The following is a 19090-nucleotide window of genomic DNA, read 5'->3' as shown; positions in this document are numbered from 1 at the left end:
TTTCCCTTTAATCAGCCCATTTCGTACAATAGATGCTACATTGATAAATAATTTAATCCGAATATGGAGCGCCGCATGCTAAATCCTAAAAAACTCGAACAGTTCGCCCAACAAATCCATGATGCGTTGCCGCAGGGTGTAAAAAATTTCGGCGAAGATATGGAAGCCAAAATCAAGCAGGTTATCCAAGCACAGCTTGCCAAATTAGAGGTGGTCACCCAAGAGGATTTTGAAGTGCAAACACAAGTGTTGATCCGTACTCGCGAAAAATTAACCGCACTTGAACAACGTTTCGACGAATTGGAAAGTAAGTTGGCGCTAACTGAAACGAACACAGTAACCGAGCCGCCGAAAAGTGCGGAATAATCTGCTTTTATCTTTAGGATAGCATGATGTCATTTGCCTATTTGCAACAAAAACGAAAACAGCTCAACCTGAAAGTCGCGGAAGTATGCGAACAGGCTGGCGTAACACGCGCTTACTTTAATCAGTTGGTGAGCGGAAAAATCAAAAATCCGAGTGCGATTAAACTGCAAGCGCTGCATAAAGTGTTGAATATTACTGAAACAGAAGACAAAAAAGTCGGCGTGATTTTTGGTAAATTCTATCCGGTGCACACCGGTCATATCAATATGATCTATGAAGCATTCAGTAAAGTGGACGAAATTCATGTCGTGGTCTGCACCGAGAGCGAACGTGATTTAAAGCTGTTTTACGACAGTAAAATGAAAAAAATGCCGACCCCGCAAGATCGGTTGCGCTGGATGCAGCAGATTTTCAAATATCAGCAAAAACATATTTTTATTCACCATTTGGTAGAAGACGGTTTACCAAGCTATCCGAACGGCTGGGAAGCATGGGCGGAACGGGTCAAACAGCTGTTCGCCGAAAAAAGTGTGGCGCCGACCATCGTGTTCAGTAGCGAACCGCAAGATCAGGAGCCTTATGAAAAGTATTTAGGGTTGCAGGTCAATTTGGTCGATCCGGAACGCAAATTTTTCAACGTGTCGGCAACTAAAATCCGCAACCACCCATTCCATTACTGGAAATTTATCCCGAAAGAAGTGCGGCCGTTCTTCGCCAAAACCATCGCCATTTTGGGTGGCGAGAGCAGCGGTAAAAGCGTATTGGTGAATAAACTGGCAACGGTTTTCAACACGACTTCCGCTTGGGAATACGGACGAGAATATGTATTCGAACAATTGGGTGGTGATGAGCAGGCTATGCAGTTTTCCGATTATCCGCTGATGGCGATCGGGCATTTGCGTTACGTTGATTATGCGGTGCGCCACGCGCATAAAGTGGTGATCGTTGATACCGATTTTATTACCACGCAGGCGTTCTGCATTCAATACGAAGGCAAAGCGCACCCGTTCTTGGATTCGATGATCAAAGAGTATCCGTTTGATATTACGATTCTGCTGTCGAATAATACCAAATGGGTGGACGACGGTTTGCGTAGCTTGGGGGATTATAAATCACGGCAAAAATTTCAAGATTTGCTCAAGCGATTGTTAGATAAATATAAAGTGCCCTATATAGAGATCGAGTCACCGAGTTATTTGGAGCGTTACGACATGGCAAAGGACATTGTCGAAAAAGTCCTGAATGACGAGGATTTACCGGAATTACAGAGCGATAACGGGCGGGAAACATAAGCATGTTATTGTTCGCTGGTGATCCGCACGGCAGTTTTGACCATCTTTTTCCTTTCCTACAGCAGCAAGATGAAGAGATTGCTTTGATTATTTTGGGCGATCTGCAATTAAACGATTGCGCAATCTTGGACCGTCTGGCGCAATATTGCGATCTATGGTTTATCCACGGTAATCATGACAGTAAAACTGTCGCCGCTTTCCAAGCATTGTGGGGTAGTGAGTGGAAAAAGCGTAATCTGCATGCTAGGGTCACCGAAATACAGGGGATAAAAATTGCCGGACTGGGCGGAGTTTTTCGCGGGCAGATCTGGATGCCGCCGAATAAACCGCTCTTTTTCGATCCGATTCATTTTTGCCAATATTGTCCGCAAGACAAAATTTGGCAGGGCGGTTTGCCACTACGCCACCGCACTTCGATCTTTTTATCCGATTTTGAACAGTTGGAACAACATCAAGCAGATATTCTAATTTGCCACGAAGCCCCAAAACCGCACCCTTCCGGCTTTCAGGTAATCAACCAATTGGCTGAAAAAATGGGAGTAAGCAAAATTTTTCACGGTCATCATCATGAAAATTTTGATTATCGTACACTGGCTGACCGCACTTCTTACCAAATTTTCAATATCGGTTTTCGCAGCCTTGCGACAGTTGATGGAAAATATCTGTTGCAAGGTGTTGATGATCGCTAGAATATATTTTTATTTCAAAAAAATACAAAACAAAAAAGCTCACCGATCGGTGAGCTTTTATTTTGAACTTGCTTAATGATTATTCCGCAACGGCTTCTTCAGTCGCCACTTCAGGACGATCAACCAACTCAATGTAAGCCATTGGTGCGTTGTCGCCTGCACGGAAACCACATTTTAAAATGCGGGTGTAACCACCGGCACGTTGAGCAAAACGTGGACCTAATTCATTAAATAATTTCGCAACGATTTCGTTGTCGCGGGTACGAGCGAAAGCTAAACGGCGGTTTGCAACGCTGTCTGCTTTAGCTAAAGTAATTAACGGTTCAACTACACGACGTAATTCTTTTGCTTTAGGCAAAGTCGTCTTGATGATTTCATGACGAACTAAAGAACTTGCCATATTACGGAACATCGCTTGGCGATGACTGCTATTACGGTTTAGTTGACGACCACTCTTACGATGGCGCATGACCTTATCCTTCTCAGAAAAATCTTAATCCATACCGAAATTAGTCTTCAGCAATACTTGCCGGAGGCCAATTTTCAAGGCGCATACCCAGTGACAGTCCGCGTGAAGCCAGCACGTCCTTAATTTCGGTAAGTGATTTCTTACCAAGATTAGGCGTTTTCAGTAACTCCACTTCAGTGCGTTGGACTAGATCACCGATATAGTGAATTGTTTCTGCTTTCAAACAGTTAGCAGAACGAACTGTCAACTCTAAATCGTCCACCGGACGCAGAAGAATCGGATCGAATTCCGGTTTTTCTTCTTTGATTTCAGGTTGACGGATATCACGCAAATCAACGAATGCATCAAGTTGCTCTGCTAAAATTGTCGCTGCACGACGAATCGCTTCTTCCGGATCGATAGTGCCGTTGGTTTCCATTTCGATAACCAATTTATCCAAATCGGTACGTTGTTCAACACGGGCAGCTTCAACATTATAAGAAATGCGATCTACCGGGCTGTAACAAGCGTCAACCAATAGACGACCAATCGGACGATCTTCGTCTTGAACATGTTTGCGTGCTGAGGCCGGCACATAGCCGCGGCCACGCTGCACACGGATTCGCATATTAATAGATGCGTTGGCATCCGTCAAATGACAAATCACATGTTCAGGATTAACAATCTCTACATCCCCATCATGGGTGATATCGCCAGCAACAACAGGTCCGATTCCAGATTTGCTCAGAGTCAGGAATACATCATCCTTATTCTGTACTTTAACCGCTAGACCTTTTAAGTTAAGAAGAACTTCCAGAATATCTTCTTGAACGCCTTCTTTACTGCTGTACTCGTGTAATACTCCGTCGATTTCCGCTTCGGTCACGCCGCAACCCGGCATGGAAGACAATAGAATACGACGCAAAGCGTTACCTAATGTGTGGCCGAAACCACGTTCTAACGGTTCTAAGGTCACTTTAGCGTGTGTCGGGCTTAATTGCTCGATATCAACTAAATGTGGCTTTAAAAATTCTGTCACAGAACCCTGCATTTTATCCTCTCTTTGCTTCTAAGCTCTATTATTTAGAATAAAGCTCAACGATCAGATGTTCGTTAATGTCTGCTGATAAATCAGAACGTTCAGGAATACGTTTGAACACGCCTTCCATTTTAGCAGCATCAACTTCCAACCATGTTGGTTTTTCTCTTTGCTCTGCTAATTCTAATGATGCTTTAATACGTGCTTGTTTTTTCGATTTTTCACGAATAGCAACGACATCTTCAACAGAAACTTGGAACGATGGAATATTGACCACACGGCCATTTACTACAATCGCTTTGTGGCTCACTAATTGGCGAGCTTCAGCACGAGTTGCCGCAAATCCCATACGATAAACAACGTTATCCAAACGACCTTCCAATAATACCAACAAGTTTTCACCGGTATTACCTTTTAAGCGGTTAGCTTCTTTGTAGTAATTACGGAATTGACGCTCTAATATACCGTACATACGGCGAACTTTTTGTTTCTCACGTAACTGACTACCGTAATCGGATAAACGCGCTTTACGGGCACCATGTTGACCAGGTGCGGTATCTAATTTACATTTTGATTCAATCGCGCGGACACCGGACTTAAGGAATAAGTCAGTACCTTCACGACGGCTTAGCTTGAGTTTAGGACCCAAATATCTTGCCATTTTCTTTCTCCAACTATCCTATAACGCCATTAAACACGACGTTTTTTCGGTGGACGACAACCGTTATGAGGAATCGGAGTCACGTCTGTGATGTTGGTGATGCGGAAACCCGCAGCATTCAACGCACGAATTGTAGACTCACGACCAGGACCAGGTCCTTTTACCATAACTTCCAAATTTTTCAAACCGAACTCTTTAACAACTTCGGCACAACGCTCAGCAGCAACCTGTGCAGCAAACGGAGTAGATTTACGTGAACCACGGAAACCTGAACCACCTGCTGTAGCCCATGCTAAAGCATTACCTTGACGGTCTGTAATGGTAACGATTGTGTTATTGAAAGATGCATGGATATGCGCCACGCCATCTACGACTTGTTTTTTTACACGCTTACGTGCACGAACTGGTGTTTTAGCCATTATCATTTACCCCGATTATTTCTTGATCGGCTTACGAGGACCCTTACGGGTACGCGCATTTGTTTTAGTACGTTGACCATGTACCGGTAAACTACGACGATGACGTAAACCACGGTAACATCCCAAGTCCAACAGACGTTTGATGTTTAAAGTTACTTCACGACGCAAATCACCTTCAACGGTAAATTTACCAACTTCGTCACGCAGAATATCGATCTGCTCTTCAGACAATTCTCTGATCTTTACATCTTCGGCAATACCGGCAGCAGCACAGATGGCTTTTGAACGGGTTTTACCGATTCCGTAGATTGCAGTTAGCGCAATTACAGCATGTTTATGATCAGGAATGTTAATGCCTGCAATACGGGCCACTATGCACTCCTATTTATTTAAAGTTAATTGATATACTGATCTTGAAAAGCCCGTTTCAGGATACTCAAACAGTATATCAAGGACGAAATGAGCTGAGCAGTATAACTGCTCAGCTTGTTCTTTGCAAGGAAAATTGAGATTAACCTTGACGTTGCTTATGTCTTGGATCACTGCAGATTACACGGACAACACCTTCGCGTTTGATAATTTTGCAGTTACGACACATTTTTTTTACGGAAGCACGAACTTTCATTGCTTTTCCCTTTCATTTCAATGGGCTGATTATTGCCCGAACCCTTTGAGGTTTGCTTTCTTCAACGCAGATTCATATTGAGTCGACATTAGATGACTTTGAACCTGTGCGATGAAATCCATAATTACAACAACGACGATGAGAAGTGAAGTTCCACCAAAGTAGAATTGTACGTTCCATGTAGAGGTCATAATATAAGGCACTAAACAAACAAACGTAATATATAATGCGCCGATCAACGTCAAACGAGTCATGATCTTGTCAATATAACGCGATGTTTGTTCACCTGGTCTAATACCCGGAATAAATGCACCGGATCTTTTCAGATTATCCGCAGTATCTCTTGGATTATATTGCATTGCCGTGTAGAAGAAGCTGAAGAAAATAATTGCCACAGCATAGAGCACCAAGTAAATCGGTTGCCCAGGTGCTAATAACAAAGATAAATTCGACAACCATTCCATATTCGCTCCTTGCCCAAACCACTGAGTTAACGTAGCAGGGAATAAGATAATACTGGAGGCGAAAATAGCAGGGATAACCCCGGCCATATTCACTTTCAATGGTAAATGCGAACTTTGCGCAGCTAACATATGACGACCTTGTTGGCGTTTGGCATAGTTTACTACGATTCTTCTTTGTCCTCTTTCCACAAAAATAACAAAATAAGTTACGGCGAATACAATAACTGCAATCAACAATAATACCAGTACATTCATTTGTCCTTGGCGTGCCTGCTCAATGGTTTGACCGATTGCAGAAGGCAGACCTGCGACAATACCTGCAAAAATAATTAAAGAAATACCGTTTCCGATGCCACGTTCGGTTATTTGTTCACCCAACCACATCAGGAACATCGTCCCTGTGACAAGGCTGACTACCGCAGTGACATAAAAGCCCAAACCGAGGTTTGGAACTAAACCGGGAATCATATTCGGTAAACCGGTTGAAATACCAATCGCCTGAACAGTTGCCAACACCAATGTTGAATAACGGGTGTATTTGCTGATTTTACGACGACCGGCTTCCCCTTCTTTCTTTAATTCTGCCAGTGCAGGATGTACCGCAGTTAATAACTGGATAATGATCGATGCCGAGATATACGGCATTATCCCTAACGCAAAGACTGAAGCACGACTCAAGGCACCACCGGAAAACATGTTAAACATGTCGATGATGGTACCTTGTTGTTGATTGATCAACTGAGCTAATACAGCGGCATCAATACCAGGAACCGGAATAAATGAACCTATCCGAAAAACGATCAATGCTCCTAACAGAAACAGTAATCTTCTTTTAAGTTCACCCGTACCACCTTGGGTACTTTTTGCTTGATAACCTGGTTGTTTTGCCATTGATTAATTATTCCTCAACTGAGCCGCCAGCAGCTTCGATTGCTGCTTTGGCACCTTTAGTCACACGCAAACCGCGCACAACTACAGGACCTTTAACTTCACCGGCAAGAATAACTTTGGCAAATTCGATATTATTAGAAATAATATCAGCAGCTTTCAGTGATTCCAATGTGACTTCACCTTCAACTTTTGCTAAGTCGTTCAAACGAATTTCTGCTGAAACAAGTGCTTTACGAGAGGTAAAACCAAATTTCGGTAAACGACGGTACAAAGGCATTTGACCACCTTCGAAGCCACGACGAACGCCACCACCGTTATTACGGGATTTTTGCCCTTTGTGACCACGACCACTTGTTTTACCTAAACCGGAACCGATACCACGTCCAAGACGTTTAGCACTTTTTTTAGCTCCTTCAGCCGGAGATAGAGTATTTAAACGCATTCTCTTACTCCTCTACTTTAACCATGTATGAAACTTGGTTGATCATGCCACGTACAGCCGGAGTATCAATTAATTCGACTGTGTGGTTGATACGGCGAAGACCAAGGCCACGAAGCGTAGCTTTGTGTTTCGGTAAACGACCGATTGAGCTACGGGTTTGTGTTACTTTGATTGTTTTTGCCATGATCAATTACCCCAAGATTTCATCAACGGTTTTACCGCGTTTAGCAGCAACCATTTCTGGTGATTTCATATTTGCCAATGCATCAATAGTTGCACGGACAACGTTGATTGGGTTGGTTGAACCGTATGCTTTAGACAATACGTTACGCACGCCAGCAACTTCTAACACTGCACGCATCGCACCACCGGCAATGATACCGGTACCTTCACTGGCTGGTTGCATAAATACGCGTGAACCAGTGTGAGTGCCTTTAACAGGGTGCTGTAAAGTACCTTCTGTAATCGCTACATTAACCATATTACGACGGGCTTTTTCCATCGCTTTTTGGATCGCTGCCGGAACTTCACGGGCTTTACCGTAACCAAAACCTACGCGACCATTACCATCACCTACCACTGTCAATGCAGCGAAGCTGAAAATACGACCACCTTTTACTGTTTTAGATACACGGTTTACCGCGATTAGCTTCTCTTGCAGTTCACCAGCTTGTTTTTCGATGTTTGCCATCTCAAATTACCTCTATTAGAACTGTAGACCAGCTTCACGAGCCGCATCGGCCAATGCTTGCACACGACCATGATATTTAAAACCGGAACGGTCAAAGGCAACGGATTGTACGCCTTTAGCCAATGCTCTTTCAGCAACAACTTTACCTACTACTGCAGCAGCATCTTTATTACCGGTGTATTTCACTTGCTCACTAATTACTTTTTCAACAGTTGAAGCAGCGGCAAGTACTTCTGAACCGTTAGGTGCAATAACTTGCGCATAGATGTGACGAGGAGTACGGTGAATAACCAGACGGGTTACTCCTTGTTCTCTCATCGCATGACGTGCGCGAGTTGCACGACGGATACGAGCCAATTTCTTATCCATAGTGTTACCTTATTATTTTTTCTTAGCCTCTTTGGTACGCACGACTTCATCATCATAACGTACCCCTTTACCTTTGTAAGGCTCAGGACGGCGATAAGCACGAATATCTGCAGCGACTTGGCCAATAAGCTGTTTGTCTGCACCAGTCAAAACGATTTCAGTTTGTGACGGGCATTCAGCCTTGATACCAGCCGGCAATGCGTGCTCAACCGGGTGAGAGAAGCCCAAACTTAACGCAATACTGTTGCCTTTAAGCTGTGCTCTGTAACCTACACCCACCAATTTTAACTTCTTAGTGAAGCCTTCAGTAACACCGATAACCATTGCGTTAACAAGCGCACGAGCTGTACCGGATTGTGCATTTGCACTTTTACCTTCGTTACGAGGGGAAAAAGTCAGCGCACCATCTTCTTGTTTAACTTCAACTTCATCATGAATGGTACGAGATAACTCGCCATTCTTACCTTTTACCGTTAATAGCTGGCCGTTAAGTTTTACCTCAACGCCGGCAGGAATATTAACGGGTGCTTTAGCAACTCGAGACATCTTCCTACCCCTCTATTAAGCTACGTAACAGATGATCTCACCGCCCAAACCGGCTTTACGCGCGGCACGGTCAGTCATCACACCTTTAGAAGTAGAAACAACCGCAATACCTAAACCGCCCATTACACTTGGTAACTCGTCTTTACGTTTATAAATACGCAGACCAGGACGGCTGATACGTTGGATACTTTCTACAACAGGTTTACCTTGGAAATATTTTAAAGTGATTTCCAGTTCAGGTTTAACACCTTCGGAAATTTTCACGCTTTCAATATAACCTTCTTCCGCAAGCACGTTGGCAATAGCCACTTTTAGCTTGGATGAAGGCATGTTGACCGCGATTTTGTTCGCAGATTGACCGTTACGAATACGGGTCAACATATCTGCGATTGGATCTTGCATGCTCATGTGTCTTTACTCCCATGATTCCAAATTAAAGTGGTTGATTACCAGCTTGCTTTCTTAAGGCCCGGGATCTCACCACGCATTGCGGCTTCACGGACTTTAATACGGCTCAAACCGAACTTACGCAATACACCATGCGGACGACCGGTTTGACGGCAACGGTTACGTTGACGAGAAGGGCTGGAGTCGCGTGGTAAAGCTTGTAACTTTAACACCGCATTCCAACGATCTTCGTCAGAGGCATTGACGTCTGAAATAATTTTTTTCAGCTCAACACGTTGAGCATAGAATTTTTCAGCCAATTTAGCGCGTTTTAAATCACGCATTTTCATTGATACTTTAGCCATTTGTAACCTGCCTTATTTACGGAATGGGAAGTTAAAGGCAGCCAGTAGTGCTTGACCTTCTTCATCTGTTTTCGCAGTCGTTGTGATAGTAATATCCAAGCCACGAACACGATCCACTTTATCGTAATCGATTTCAGGGAAGATGATTTGCTCACGCACACCCATGCTGTAGTTTCCACGGCCGTCGAATGATTTCGCGCTTAAACCGCGGAAGTCACGGACACGAGGAACCGCAATATGAATCAATCGTTCAAAGAATTCCCACATACGTTCACCACGTAGGGTCACTTTGCAGCCGATTGGATATCCCTGACGAATCTTAAAGCCTGCAACAGATTTGCGTGCTTTAGTGATTAAAGGTTTTTGACCGCTAATTGCCGCCAGATCCGCTACCGCGTTATCTAACAGTTTTTTATCGGTCAGCGCTTCACCCACACCCATATTCAGGGTTATCTTTTCGACTCGTGGGACTTGCATGACAGATTTGTAGCCGAATTTATCTTTCAATTCGCTTACTACTTGATCTCTGTAATAATCATGCAGTTTCGCCATCGCTATACTCCAGTATTATTTAATTGTTTCACCAGTAGATTTGAAGAAACGGACTTTTTTGCCGTCTTCAAACCGGAATCCTACGCGGTCAGCTTTGTTGGTTGACGGATTGTAGATTGCTACGTTAGAAACGTCGATTGCCGCTTCTTGTTTCACAATGCCACCAGCTTTACCTAAAGCCGGAACTGGTTTCTCATGTTTAGAAACCATGTTTAAACCTTCAACAATGACTTTACCGTTAGGCAGTACTTTTGTTACTTTACCACGTTTACCTTTGCCCTTTTCAGCGCTTCCGGTTAGCATGATTACTTCATCGTTTTGACGGATTTTTGCAGCCATGACACTCTCCTTACACTACTTCCGGGGCCAATGAAATGATTTTCATAAACTTCTCTGAGCGAAGTTCACGAGTCACTGGTCCGAAAATACGTGTACCGATTGGTTGCTCGGTATTATTGTTTAAAATAACACAGGCATTACCATCGAAGCGAATAACTGCACCATCTGGGCGACGTACACCCTTCTTGGTGCGCACAACAACCGCCTTTAATACATCACCTTTTTTCACTTTACCGCGAGGAATTGCTTCTTTCACGGTAATTTTGATGATATCGCCAATACCAGCGTAACGACGGTGTGAGCCACCTAGAACCTTGATACACATTACGCTACGAGCGCCTGAGTTATCAGCAACGTCCAGCATAGTCTGTTCTTGGATCATATTAGTGCTCCGCTAAAATCAAAAAAACCCTTTCGGGACGAACCTGTTTACCCAATGTAAACAGGGTGCGGATTGTATCAAACGGCTAAAAGGAAAGCAACTGGATTTTCGCTTTATAGCAAGATTTATCGGTAGATACGGGAAAACAATCCGGCAATAAAAAACCGCACTTTCAAAGTGCGGTTTTTATTAGTTTCAAAACAATAATTAGATTACTGCTTTTTCAACGACACGAACCAAAGTCCATGATTTAGTTTTAGAAATTGGGCGACATTCGCGAATTTCCACTAAATCACCGACGTTAGCCGCGTTGCTTTCGTCATGTACATGTAATTTGGTTGTACGACGGATAAACTTACCGTAAAGCGGATGTTTAACCATACGTTCAATTGCTACTGTGAAAGATTTATCCATCTTGTCACTGATAACACGACCTTGTACTGTACGAATCTTATCAGTCATTACACACCCGCCTTCTCGGTTAGAACAGTTTTAATCTGTGCAATATTACGACGCACTTGTTTCAACTGATGGGTTTGTTGAAGCTGACCGGTGGCTGCTTGCATACGCAATTTGAATTGCTCACCTAACAAGTTAACCAATTCAGCATTCAGCTCTTCAACACTTTTTGTACGTAGTTCTTGAGCTTTCATTACATCACCGTCTTAGTTACGAAGGTTGTCTTGATTGGCAATTTCGCCGCTGCTAATGCAAACGCTTCTCTTGCGATTTCTTCAGACACACCGTCCATTTCATATAGCACTTTACCCGGTTGGATCAAGGCTACCCAGTACTCAACGTTACCTTTACCTTTACCCATACGGACTTCCAATGGTTTTTCAGTAATTGGTTTATCCGGGAATACACGGATCCAGATTTTACCTTGACGTTTAACTGCACGGGTCATCGCACGGCGAGCCGCTTCGATTTGACGTGCGGTCAAACGACCACGACCAACTGCTTTCAGACCGAATGTACCGAAACTAACGTCGGTACCTGCCGCTAAGCCACGGTTACGACCTTTGTGGACTTTACGGAATTTTGTACGTTTTGGTTGCAACATTTATTCAATCTCCTTACTTACGACCTTTGCGCGCTTTTTTCGGCTGCGCTTCAGGTTGTTGTTCTGATTGCATAACTGCAGCCATTCCACCAAGAATCTCACCTTTGAAAATCCATACTTTAACGCCGATAACGCCGTATGTTGTATGGGCTTCCGCAGTATTATAATCGATGTCTGCACGTAATGTATGCAAAGGTACGCGACCTTCACGATACCATTCGGAACGTGCAATCTCTGCACCACCCAAACGGCCGCTTACTTCAACTTTGATACCTTGCGCACCTAAACGCATTGCGTTTTGTACGGCACGTTTCATAGCGCGACGGAACATAACGCGACGCTCTAATTGTGAAGCAATGCTTTCAGCGACTAATCTCGCATCCAGTTCAGGTTTTTTCACTTCAGTGATATTGATTTGCGCAGGTACACCGGTAATTTCTGCCAGTTTGTTACGCAATTTTTCAACATCTTCGCCTTTTTTACCGATAACGATACCCGGACGAGCAGTGTGAATCGTCACACGAATACTCTTGGCAGGACGCTCGATATCAATACGGGCTACAGAAGCATTGGCTAATTCTTTGTTTAAGAATTTACGTACTTTGAAATCGCCTTCCAAGTTGTCAGCGAAATCTTGTGTATTCGCAAACCAAGTTGAACTCCAAGGTTTAACAATACCTAGGCGAATACCATTAGGATGTACTTTTTGACCCATTGTTATTCTCCTATTTATCAGACACAACCACAGTAATGTGGCTTGTACGTTTTAAAATACGATCTGCACGACCTTTAGCACGCGGCATAACACGCTTCATGCTTGGACCTTCGTCAACGAAGATTTTGGCAACCTTAAGATCATCGATATCTGCACCGTCATTGTGCTCTGCGTTCGCAATTGCAGACTCTAAAACCTTTTTCACCAAAGCCGCAGCTTTTTTATTGGTGTAAGTCAAGATTTCCAGAGCTTGAGCAACATTTTTACCGCGAATTAAATCAGCAACTAAGCGAGCTTTTTGAGCTGAAGTGCGAGCGAAACGATGTTTTGCAATAGTTTCCATCTTTTACTTCCTTCCTTACTTAGCTTTCTTATCAGCGGCATGACCGCGGTAAGTACGAGTCGGGGCAAATTCACCCAGTTTGTGACCGATCATCTCATCGGAAACAAAAACAGGAACGTGCTGACGACCATTATGGACGGCGATGGTCAATCCGATCATTGATGGAATGATCATTGAACGACGGGACCAAGTTTTAATTGGTTTTTTATCCCCGCTTTCCACCGCTTTCTCTACCTTCTTCAGCAAGTGTAGGTCAATAAAAGGACCCTTCTTGAGAGAACGTGGCATGGCTTATCCTCTTTTTATATTAAAATTATTTACCACGGCGACGTACGATATATTTATCAGTACGTTTATTGTGGCGAGTTTTCTTACCTTTGGTTTGAACGCCCCATGGAGTCACAGGATGTTTACCAAAGTTACGACCTTCACCACCACCATGAGGGTGATCTACCGGGTTCATCGCCGTACCGCGAACGGTAGGACGAACACCACGCCAACGATTTGCACCGGCTTTACCCAGTACGCGCAGCATGTGCTCAGAATTACCAACTTCACCGATAGTTGCCTGACATTCAGATAACACTTTACGCATTTCGCCGGAACGAAGACGCAGAGTTACATAGTTACCTTCACGAGCAATAATTTGTACATACGCACCGGCAGAACGCGCGATTTGACCGCCTTTGCCTGGTTTTAATTCAACGTTATGTACAGTCGTACCAACCGGAATGTTACGCATCGGTAATGCATTACCGACTTTAATCGGCGCTAAAGCTCCCGCTTGGATTTGATCGCCTGCTGACAAACCTTTCGGTGCCAAGATATAACGACGTTCACCGTCTTTATACAACACTAAAGCAATGTTTGCAGAACGATTCGGATCATATTCCAGACGCTCAACAACCGCCGGCACGTCTAACTTATTACGTTTGAAGTCAACGATACGGTAATGTTGTTTATGACCACCACCGATATGACGGGTAGTGATACGTCCGAAGTTGTTACGACCACCGGTTTTAGATTTGGTATCTAAAAGCGGGGCGTAAGGTTTACCCTTGTGCAAATCAGGGTTAACGATTTTAACTACATGACGACGACCAGCGGAGGTCGGCTTACATTTAACGATAGCCATTATTTTCTACTCCTCTGATTATTCGGCACTGTCAAGGAAGTCCAGATTCTGGCCTTCTTGCAGTGTTACATACGCTTTTTTCCAGTCGCTACGACGACCCGTTCTCGCACCGTGACGTTTGGTTTTACCCTTAACAACAACAGTACGGACAGAATCGACTTTCACTTCGAAAAGTTTTTCAACAGCAGCGGCGATTTCAACTTTGTTGGCTTCTTTAGCTACTTTGAAAACAATCGTGTTAGACTGTTCGGCATTATTAGTCGCTTTTTCAGAGACATGAGGTGCTTTCAGCACTTTTAGCAAACGTTCTTCCAGAATCATGCCAACATCTCCTCAATTTGCTTAACAGCTTCAGCAGTAATAACCACTTTTTCAAAAGCAATCAGACTGACCGGATCAATCGCTTGAACGTCACGCACATCTACTTTGTAAAGGTTGCGTGCAGCCAAGAACAGATTTTCATCTAAAGCCGCTGTAATGATCAGCACATCATCAAGTGCCATTTCTTTTAATTTTTGAACCAAAACTTTTGTTTTCGGGGCGGCAACTTCGAATTTTTCCACCACGACCAGACGGTCTTGACGAACTAATTCGGACAGAATGCTCTTAATTGCACCGCGATACATTTTTTTGTTCACTTTTTGGCTGTGATCTTGTGGCTTAGCCGCAAATGTCACACCACCCGAACGCCAGATAGGGCTTTTCACGTTACCGGAACGCGCACGGCCTGTACCTTTTTGACGCCATGGTTTTTTGCCTGAACCTGCTACTTCAGCACGAGTTTTTTGTGCACGAGTACCTTGGCGAGCACCTGCTGCATAAGCAACAACAACTTGGTGTACCAACGCTTCGTTAAACTCACGTCCGAAGGTAGTTTCAGAAACAGTCAATGCACTTTGTGCATCTTTAGTTACTAATTCCATTCCTATCTCCTAGACTTATGCTTTAGCTTTAACAGCTGGTTTAACAATTAAATCACTACCGGTTGCGCCTGGAACAGCACCTTTGACCAATAACAATTTACGTTCAGCATCAACACGAACAACTTCAAGGGATTGAACGGTTACACGCTCAGCACCCAAATGTCCTGCCATTTTTTTACCTTTGAATACACGACCCGGAGTTTGGTTTTGACCAATAGATCCAGGAACACGGTGAGACAAAGAGTTACCATGCGTAGCATCTTGAGTACGGAAGTTCCAACGTTTTACTGTACCGGCGAAACCTTTACCTTTAGATGTACCTGTTACGTCTACTTTTTTAACGTCTGCGAAGACATCAACATTAATTTCCTGACCCAAAGTGAACTCTTCACCTTCGGTACGGAATTCCCATAAACCGCGACCAGCTTCAACACCTGCTTTAACGAAATGACCTGCTTCTGGCTTAGTTACACGACTTGCTTTTTTAGAGCCAGTAGTAACCTGAATTGCAGAGTAGCCATCTGTTTCAAGGGTTTTCACTTGAGTCACACGGTTGGCTTCGATTTCGATTACGGTAACGGGGATAGACACGCCGGCTTCAGTGAAGACGCGAGTCATACCAACTTTACGACCGATTAAACCAATCATTGTATTAACCTCTTAAATAATTCCCTGGATTAACCTAGGCTGATCTGCACGTCAACGCCGGCAGCCAGATCTAAACGCATAAGCGCGTCAACAGTTTTCTCTGTTGGTTCAACAATATCAACCAAACGTTTGTGAGTGCGAATCTCGTATTGGTCACGCGCGTCTTTATTAACGTGCGGAGAAATCAATACGGTGAAACGCTCTTTACGGGTCGGTAATGGAATTGGACCACGAACTTGAGCACCTGTGCGCTTAGCTGTTTCTACGATTTCCGCAGTGGATTGATCGATCAAACGATGATCAAACGCTTTCAAACGGATACGGATTCTTTGGTTCTGCATGAGACCAGAGCTCCATTATAAAATTTAGATAACAAAAAAACCGACACCTCAAATTTTCTACTACCGATATGAAAATGAAGTGCGATTAAGCCTATTTTAGCTCCCCAATCGGGAACATTGTCAGCAACAACCTAATGCTGTCACTCGCTTGATAAATGATTACATCAAACGACTTCCTTACGAAAGTCCGCAGATTCTATAGAATCGCTGCACAGATTGCAAGCACTTTCTGCAAAATAATCCGACTATTTTTAGTACCGCACTTTGCCGCTTTTTTCACGCCGCAGGCTTTCCCTCACCGACTAAATTTGTTATCGTTTGCGCGAGTTTGAACCGCACTTTTGCCACGCACAAACCCCGCATTCAAACTGAACGGAAAAGCCGTGCGCTTTTCACTGTTATTACTCGTCTGCCGATAGGAAAACGCCGATGAAAATTGCCGCCAGCCAAGGCACAGAATTTGCCTTTTTGTCTGACTACAAAACGATGGACATTGATATGACCGATTTCACCAATGTCTGTGCCGTGGTAACCACGATTAAAGATCTGCCCGAAGTGTGGGAAGAGCTGGAACGTTTAGGGTTTGCCATTCCGATTTTCGCTGCGATTGAATACGGCGAGACCGTGCCGGACGAGTGGCTGACCGAGCTGTACGGCGTGATCGAGCTGGCGGAAGACCAAAAATATTACAACGGACAATTGATTAATGCCGCCGCCGCGGATTATATCGACACCCTCGACCCGCCGTTTTTCCAAGCACTGAAAGAATACACCGACTACGGCAACGCCGCCTTTGACTGTCCTGGACACCAAGGCGGGCAATTTTTCCGTAAACACCCGTCCGGCCGCCGTTTCTATCTCTATTTCGGCGAAACCCTGTTCCGTGCCGATTCCTGTAACGCCGACGTGCGTCTGGGCGATTTGCTGATCCACGAAGGTCCTGCTTTCCAAGCGCAAGCCCACGCCGCGCGCGTGTTTAATGCCGATAAAACCTATTTCGTGCTCAACGGCACTTCGTCCGCCAATAAAGTGGCAATCGGCGCGCTGGTGACCAAAGGCGATTTGGTGCTGTTCGACCGCAACAACCATAAATCAGTGCATCAAGGGGCTTTGACCATCAGCGGCGCAACGCCGGTGTATATGGAAACCACCCGCAATGCCTACGGCTTTATCGGCGGCATTCCGTCACACTGTTTTGAAGAAGACGATATCCGCGCGCAAATCGCCAAAGTCGCGCCGGAACGCGCCAACGATAAACGCCCGTTCCGCTTGGCGGTGATCCAGTTAGGCACTTACGACGGCACGATTTATAACGCGCGCCAAGTGGTGGATCGCATCGGACATCTGTGCGACTACATTCTGTTTGATTCGGCATGGGTCGGTTACGAACAGTTTATCCCGATGATGCGCGACTGCTCGCCGTTATTGTTAGAATTGAATGAAAACGATCCGGGCATTCTGGTGACCCAATCGGTGCATAAGCAACAAGCCGGTTTTTCTCAGGCTTCGCAAATCCATAAAAAAGACAACCATATCCACCTGCAAGAGCGGTATTGCAACCATAAGCGCTTCAATAACGCCTTTATGATGCATGCCTCGACCAGCCCGTTCTATCCGCTGTTCGCTTCGCTCGATGTCAATGCCAAAATGCACGCCGGCAAAGCCGGCAAACGGATGTGGCAGGAATGCGTGCTCAGCAGCGTGGAAGTGCGCAAAATGTTGCTGAAAACCTGCAAACTGATCCGCCCGTTCGTGCCGCCGATGGTGGACGGCAAGTCATGGGAAAACCATAAATCGGAAGACATCGCCAACAATATCCGTTTCTTCCAATTCGCCAAAGACGCGCGCTGGCATGATTTCGACGGCTACGCCGAAGAACAGTATTTTATCGATCCGTGCAAACTGTTGCTGACCACCCCGGGCATCAATATGGAAACCGGCGAATATGAAGAGTTCGGCATTCCGGCAACCATTTTGGCGCATTATCTGCGCGAGCGCTCGGTGATTCCGGAAAAAGCCGATTTAAACTCGATTCTGTTTTTGCTCACACCGGCGGAAACCATGGCGAAATTCCAGCATTTAGTCGCCAATATTGCCCGCTTCGAGGAGCATATTCAGGATAATACGCCGGTGGTTGAAATGCTGCCGACCTTGGCAAAAGCCTATCCGCAATACAGCAAAATGCGGATTAAGGATCTGTGCCAAAAACTGCATGATTTCTACGCCAAACACCGCCTGAACGAACTGCAACAGCAGATGTTCCTGCGTGATGCCTGGCCGAAAATGCACATCACGCCGGACGAATGCCACAATGCCTTTATCCGCAACCAAGTGGAACTGGTGCCGCTGTCTGAAATTCGCGGCCGCACCGCCGCCGAAGGCGCGTTACCGTATCCGCCGGGCGTGTTGTGTATCGTGCCGGGCGAAATCTGGGACGGTGCGGTGTTGGATTATTTCTTGGCGTTGGAACAAGGCATCAACGAACTGCCGGGCTTCGAACCGGAAATCCAAGGCGTGTATCTCGAAGCCGACGAATCCGGACGCAGACGCGCCTCGGCGTATGTGTTAAAACAATAACACGCTCAGTTAAAGGCCAAGTGCGGTTTGCCCGACCGCACTTTGCTATTTTTTTGCCTAAATATAAAAAAACGCTTGAAATTTGATGAATTTTATTGCCAGCTGACCTTGACCTCAGGGCAAGATCGCACTTTTCCTCAAAATATGATCTAATAAGCCTTTAATACGTTAAAATACAAGGTAACGTCATGGACTTATTCCGCTTTTTCGGTCAATTGGAAGACCCGCGTAAAGATATCAACCAAAAATATCCTTTTCTTGAAATCATTTTTCTGACCATGAGCGCCGTCATTTCCGGTGCGGAAGGTTGGACGGACATTAAACGGTTCGGGGAATATCATTTGGCGTGGTTGCGTCAATATTTACCTTTTGAGCGCG

Annotated in this window: 33 protein-coding genes; 5 read left to right on the top strand and 28 right to left on the bottom strand. The window is 44.8% G+C overall.

Annotation, left to right across the window (positions count from 1 at the left end):
• The first annotated feature begins 75 nt into the window (after positions 1-75).
• From ubiK to B8880_RS12280, 3 genes are read left to right on the top strand one after another with little or no spacing between them, the layout of a single operon-like run.
• Positions 76-366, top strand: a complete 291-nt coding sequence (gene ubiK / locus B8880_RS12290) for a ubiquinone biosynthesis accessory factor UbiK (RefSeq protein ID WP_084257868.1) — start codon at positions 76-78, stop codon at positions 364-366.
• A gap of 23 nt (positions 367-389) precedes the next feature.
• Entirely contained in the window at positions 390-1658 is a 1269-nt protein-coding gene (gene nadR / locus B8880_RS12285) for a multifunctional transcriptional regulator/nicotinamide-nucleotide adenylyltransferase/ribosylnicotinamide kinase NadR (protein WP_084257867.1), read from the top strand.
• A gap of 2 nt (positions 1659-1660) precedes the next feature.
• Entirely contained in the window at positions 1661-2347 is a 687-nt protein-coding gene (locus tag B8880_RS12280; RefSeq protein ID WP_084257866.1) for a metallophosphoesterase family protein, read from the top strand.
• Between the two features lie 79 nt (positions 2348-2426).
• Here the strand turns inward: B8880_RS12280 and rplQ are convergent, their stop codons facing one another.
• The 28 genes from rplQ to rpsJ all read right to left on the bottom strand — a co-directional run bounded on the left by rplQ (position 2427) and on the right by rpsJ (position 16135).
• Entirely contained in the window at positions 2427-2816 is a 390-nt protein-coding gene (gene rplQ / locus B8880_RS12275) for a 50S ribosomal protein L17 (RefSeq protein ID WP_084257865.1), read from the bottom strand.
• 40 nt (positions 2817-2856) lie between these two features.
• The gene (locus B8880_RS12270) at positions 2857-3846 is read right to left on the bottom strand and encodes a DNA-directed RNA polymerase subunit alpha (RefSeq protein ID WP_084257864.1); all 990 of its coding nucleotides are present in this window, start codon (positions 3844-3846) and stop codon (positions 2857-2859) included.
• A 28-nt stretch (positions 3847-3874) separates the two neighbouring features.
• Complete coding sequence (gene rpsD, locus B8880_RS12265; protein WP_084257863.1) at positions 3875-4495, bottom strand: 30S ribosomal protein S4; 621 nt, start codon at positions 4493-4495, stop codon at positions 3875-3877.
• A gap of 29 nt (positions 4496-4524) precedes the next feature.
• Positions 4525-4914, bottom strand: coding sequence for a 30S ribosomal protein S11 (rpsK, locus tag B8880_RS12260; protein WP_005701868.1), 390 nt, complete (start codon positions 4912-4914; stop codon positions 4525-4527).
• Positions 4915-4929: 15 nt separating this feature from the next.
• Positions 4930-5286, bottom strand: a complete 357-nt coding sequence (gene rpsM, locus B8880_RS12255) for a 30S ribosomal protein S13 (protein WP_084257862.1) — start codon at positions 5284-5286, stop codon at positions 4930-4932.
• Between the two features lie 139 nt (positions 5287-5425).
• The gene (gene rpmJ / locus B8880_RS12250) at positions 5426-5539 is read right to left on the bottom strand and encodes a 50S ribosomal protein L36 (RefSeq protein ID WP_084257861.1); all 114 of its coding nucleotides are present in this window, start codon (positions 5537-5539) and stop codon (positions 5426-5428) included.
• Positions 5540-5568: 29 nt separating this feature from the next.
• The gene (gene secY / locus B8880_RS12245; protein ID WP_084257860.1) at positions 5569-6894 is read right to left on the bottom strand and encodes a preprotein translocase subunit SecY; all 1326 of its coding nucleotides are present in this window, start codon (positions 6892-6894) and stop codon (positions 5569-5571) included.
• A gap of 7 nt (positions 6895-6901) precedes the next feature.
• Positions 6902-7336 (bottom strand): 50S ribosomal protein L15, encoded by a 435-nt coding sequence (gene rplO / locus B8880_RS12240; RefSeq protein ID WP_084257859.1) that lies wholly within the window; start codon positions 7334-7336, stop codon positions 6902-6904.
• A 4-nt stretch (positions 7337-7340) separates the two neighbouring features.
• Positions 7341-7520 (bottom strand): 50S ribosomal protein L30, encoded by a 180-nt coding sequence (gene rpmD / locus B8880_RS12235; RefSeq protein ID WP_084257858.1) that lies wholly within the window; start codon positions 7518-7520, stop codon positions 7341-7343.
• Positions 7521-7526: 6 nt separating this feature from the next.
• Positions 7527-8027, bottom strand: coding sequence for a 30S ribosomal protein S5 (gene rpsE, locus B8880_RS12230; RefSeq protein ID WP_084257857.1), 501 nt, complete (start codon positions 8025-8027; stop codon positions 7527-7529).
• A gap of 15 nt (positions 8028-8042) precedes the next feature.
• Complete coding sequence (gene rplR / locus B8880_RS12225) at positions 8043-8396, bottom strand: 50S ribosomal protein L18 (protein ID WP_084257856.1); 354 nt, start codon at positions 8394-8396, stop codon at positions 8043-8045.
• 12 nt (positions 8397-8408) lie between these two features.
• A complete protein-coding gene (gene rplF / locus B8880_RS12220; RefSeq protein WP_084257855.1) occupies positions 8409-8942 on the bottom strand; it encodes a 50S ribosomal protein L6 in 534 nt (177 codons plus the stop codon).
• A gap of 15 nt (positions 8943-8957) precedes the next feature.
• Positions 8958-9350 (bottom strand): 30S ribosomal protein S8, encoded by a 393-nt coding sequence (gene rpsH, locus B8880_RS12215; RefSeq protein WP_084257854.1) that lies wholly within the window; start codon positions 9348-9350, stop codon positions 8958-8960.
• 38 nt (positions 9351-9388) lie between these two features.
• Positions 9389-9694 carry a 30S ribosomal protein S14 gene (rpsN, locus tag B8880_RS12210; RefSeq protein WP_084257853.1) on the bottom strand — a complete coding sequence of 102 codons (306 nt, stop codon included), beginning with the start codon at positions 9692-9694 and terminating at the stop codon, positions 9389-9391.
• Between the two features lie 12 nt (positions 9695-9706).
• Positions 9707-10246: a 50S ribosomal protein L5 gene (gene rplE, locus B8880_RS12205; RefSeq protein WP_084257852.1), complete on the bottom strand. Its 540-nt coding sequence runs from the start codon at positions 10244-10246 to the stop codon at positions 9707-9709.
• 15 nt (positions 10247-10261) lie between these two features.
• Positions 10262-10585, bottom strand: a complete 324-nt coding sequence (gene rplX, locus B8880_RS12200; RefSeq protein ID WP_084257851.1) for a 50S ribosomal protein L24 — start codon at positions 10583-10585, stop codon at positions 10262-10264.
• Between the two features lie 10 nt (positions 10586-10595).
• The gene (gene rplN / locus B8880_RS12195) at positions 10596-10967 is read right to left on the bottom strand and encodes a 50S ribosomal protein L14 (protein WP_034615134.1); all 372 of its coding nucleotides are present in this window, start codon (positions 10965-10967) and stop codon (positions 10596-10598) included.
• Between the two features lie 207 nt (positions 10968-11174).
• A complete protein-coding gene (gene rpsQ / locus B8880_RS12190) occupies positions 11175-11429 on the bottom strand; it encodes a 30S ribosomal protein S17 (protein ID WP_084257850.1) in 255 nt (84 codons plus the stop codon).
• Positions 11429-11620: a 50S ribosomal protein L29 gene (gene rpmC / locus B8880_RS12185; protein WP_084257849.1), complete on the bottom strand. Its 192-nt coding sequence runs from the start codon at positions 11618-11620 to the stop codon at positions 11429-11431. The genes rpsQ and rpmC overlap by 1 nt, the downstream gene beginning before the upstream one ends.
• Positions 11620-12030, bottom strand: coding sequence for a 50S ribosomal protein L16 (gene rplP / locus B8880_RS12180; RefSeq protein WP_034615144.1), 411 nt, complete (start codon positions 12028-12030; stop codon positions 11620-11622). Before rplP ends, rpmC begins: the two co-directional genes overlap by 1 nt.
• 13 nt (positions 12031-12043) lie before the next feature.
• Entirely contained in the window at positions 12044-12745 is a 702-nt protein-coding gene (gene rpsC / locus B8880_RS12175; RefSeq protein ID WP_034615147.1) for a 30S ribosomal protein S3, read from the bottom strand.
• 10 nt (positions 12746-12755) lie between these two features.
• Positions 12756-13088 carry a 50S ribosomal protein L22 gene (gene rplV, locus B8880_RS12170; protein WP_084257848.1) on the bottom strand — a complete coding sequence of 111 codons (333 nt, stop codon included), beginning with the start codon at positions 13086-13088 and terminating at the stop codon, positions 12756-12758.
• A 15-nt stretch (positions 13089-13103) separates the two neighbouring features.
• Positions 13104-13376, bottom strand: a complete 273-nt coding sequence (gene rpsS / locus B8880_RS12165) for a 30S ribosomal protein S19 (protein WP_034615154.1) — start codon at positions 13374-13376, stop codon at positions 13104-13106.
• Between the two features lie 25 nt (positions 13377-13401).
• Positions 13402-14223 (bottom strand): 50S ribosomal protein L2, encoded by an 822-nt coding sequence (gene rplB, locus B8880_RS12160; RefSeq protein ID WP_084257847.1) that lies wholly within the window; start codon positions 14221-14223, stop codon positions 13402-13404.
• Positions 14224-14241: 18 nt separating this feature from the next.
• Positions 14242-14544 carry a 50S ribosomal protein L23 gene (gene rplW, locus B8880_RS12155; RefSeq protein ID WP_084257846.1) on the bottom strand — a complete coding sequence of 101 codons (303 nt, stop codon included), beginning with the start codon at positions 14542-14544 and terminating at the stop codon, positions 14242-14244.
• Positions 14541-15146, bottom strand: a complete 606-nt coding sequence (gene rplD, locus B8880_RS12150; RefSeq protein WP_084257845.1) for a 50S ribosomal protein L4 — start codon at positions 15144-15146, stop codon at positions 14541-14543. Before rplD ends, rplW begins: the two co-directional genes overlap by 4 nt.
• A gap of 15 nt (positions 15147-15161) precedes the next feature.
• Positions 15162-15794, bottom strand: coding sequence for a 50S ribosomal protein L3 (gene rplC, locus B8880_RS12145; RefSeq protein WP_084257844.1), 633 nt, complete (start codon positions 15792-15794; stop codon positions 15162-15164).
• A gap of 29 nt (positions 15795-15823) precedes the next feature.
• Entirely contained in the window at positions 15824-16135 is a 312-nt protein-coding gene (rpsJ, locus tag B8880_RS12140) for a 30S ribosomal protein S10 (RefSeq protein WP_001181005.1), read from the bottom strand.
• 429 nt (positions 16136-16564) lie between these two features.
• Between rpsJ and speC the strand changes: the two genes are divergently transcribed.
• Positions 16565-18712 carry an ornithine decarboxylase gene (speC, locus tag B8880_RS12135; RefSeq protein WP_084257843.1) on the top strand — a complete coding sequence of 716 codons (2148 nt, stop codon included), beginning with the start codon at positions 16565-16567 and terminating at the stop codon, positions 18710-18712.
• Between the two features lie 188 nt (positions 18713-18900).
• A partial coding sequence (locus B8880_RS12130; protein WP_143933421.1) for a transposase family protein occupies positions 18901-19090 on the top strand: 190 nt, incomplete at its 3' end.

It is taken from the genome of Pasteurella testudinis DSM 23072 (assembly GCF_900176075.1).
GTDB classification, from domain to species: domain Bacteria; phylum Pseudomonadota; class Gammaproteobacteria; order Enterobacterales; family Pasteurellaceae; genus Chelonobacter; species Chelonobacter testudinis.
The sequence above is the reverse complement of the archived record's forward strand: the minus strand, read 5'-3'. Positions and strand labels throughout refer to the sequence as shown.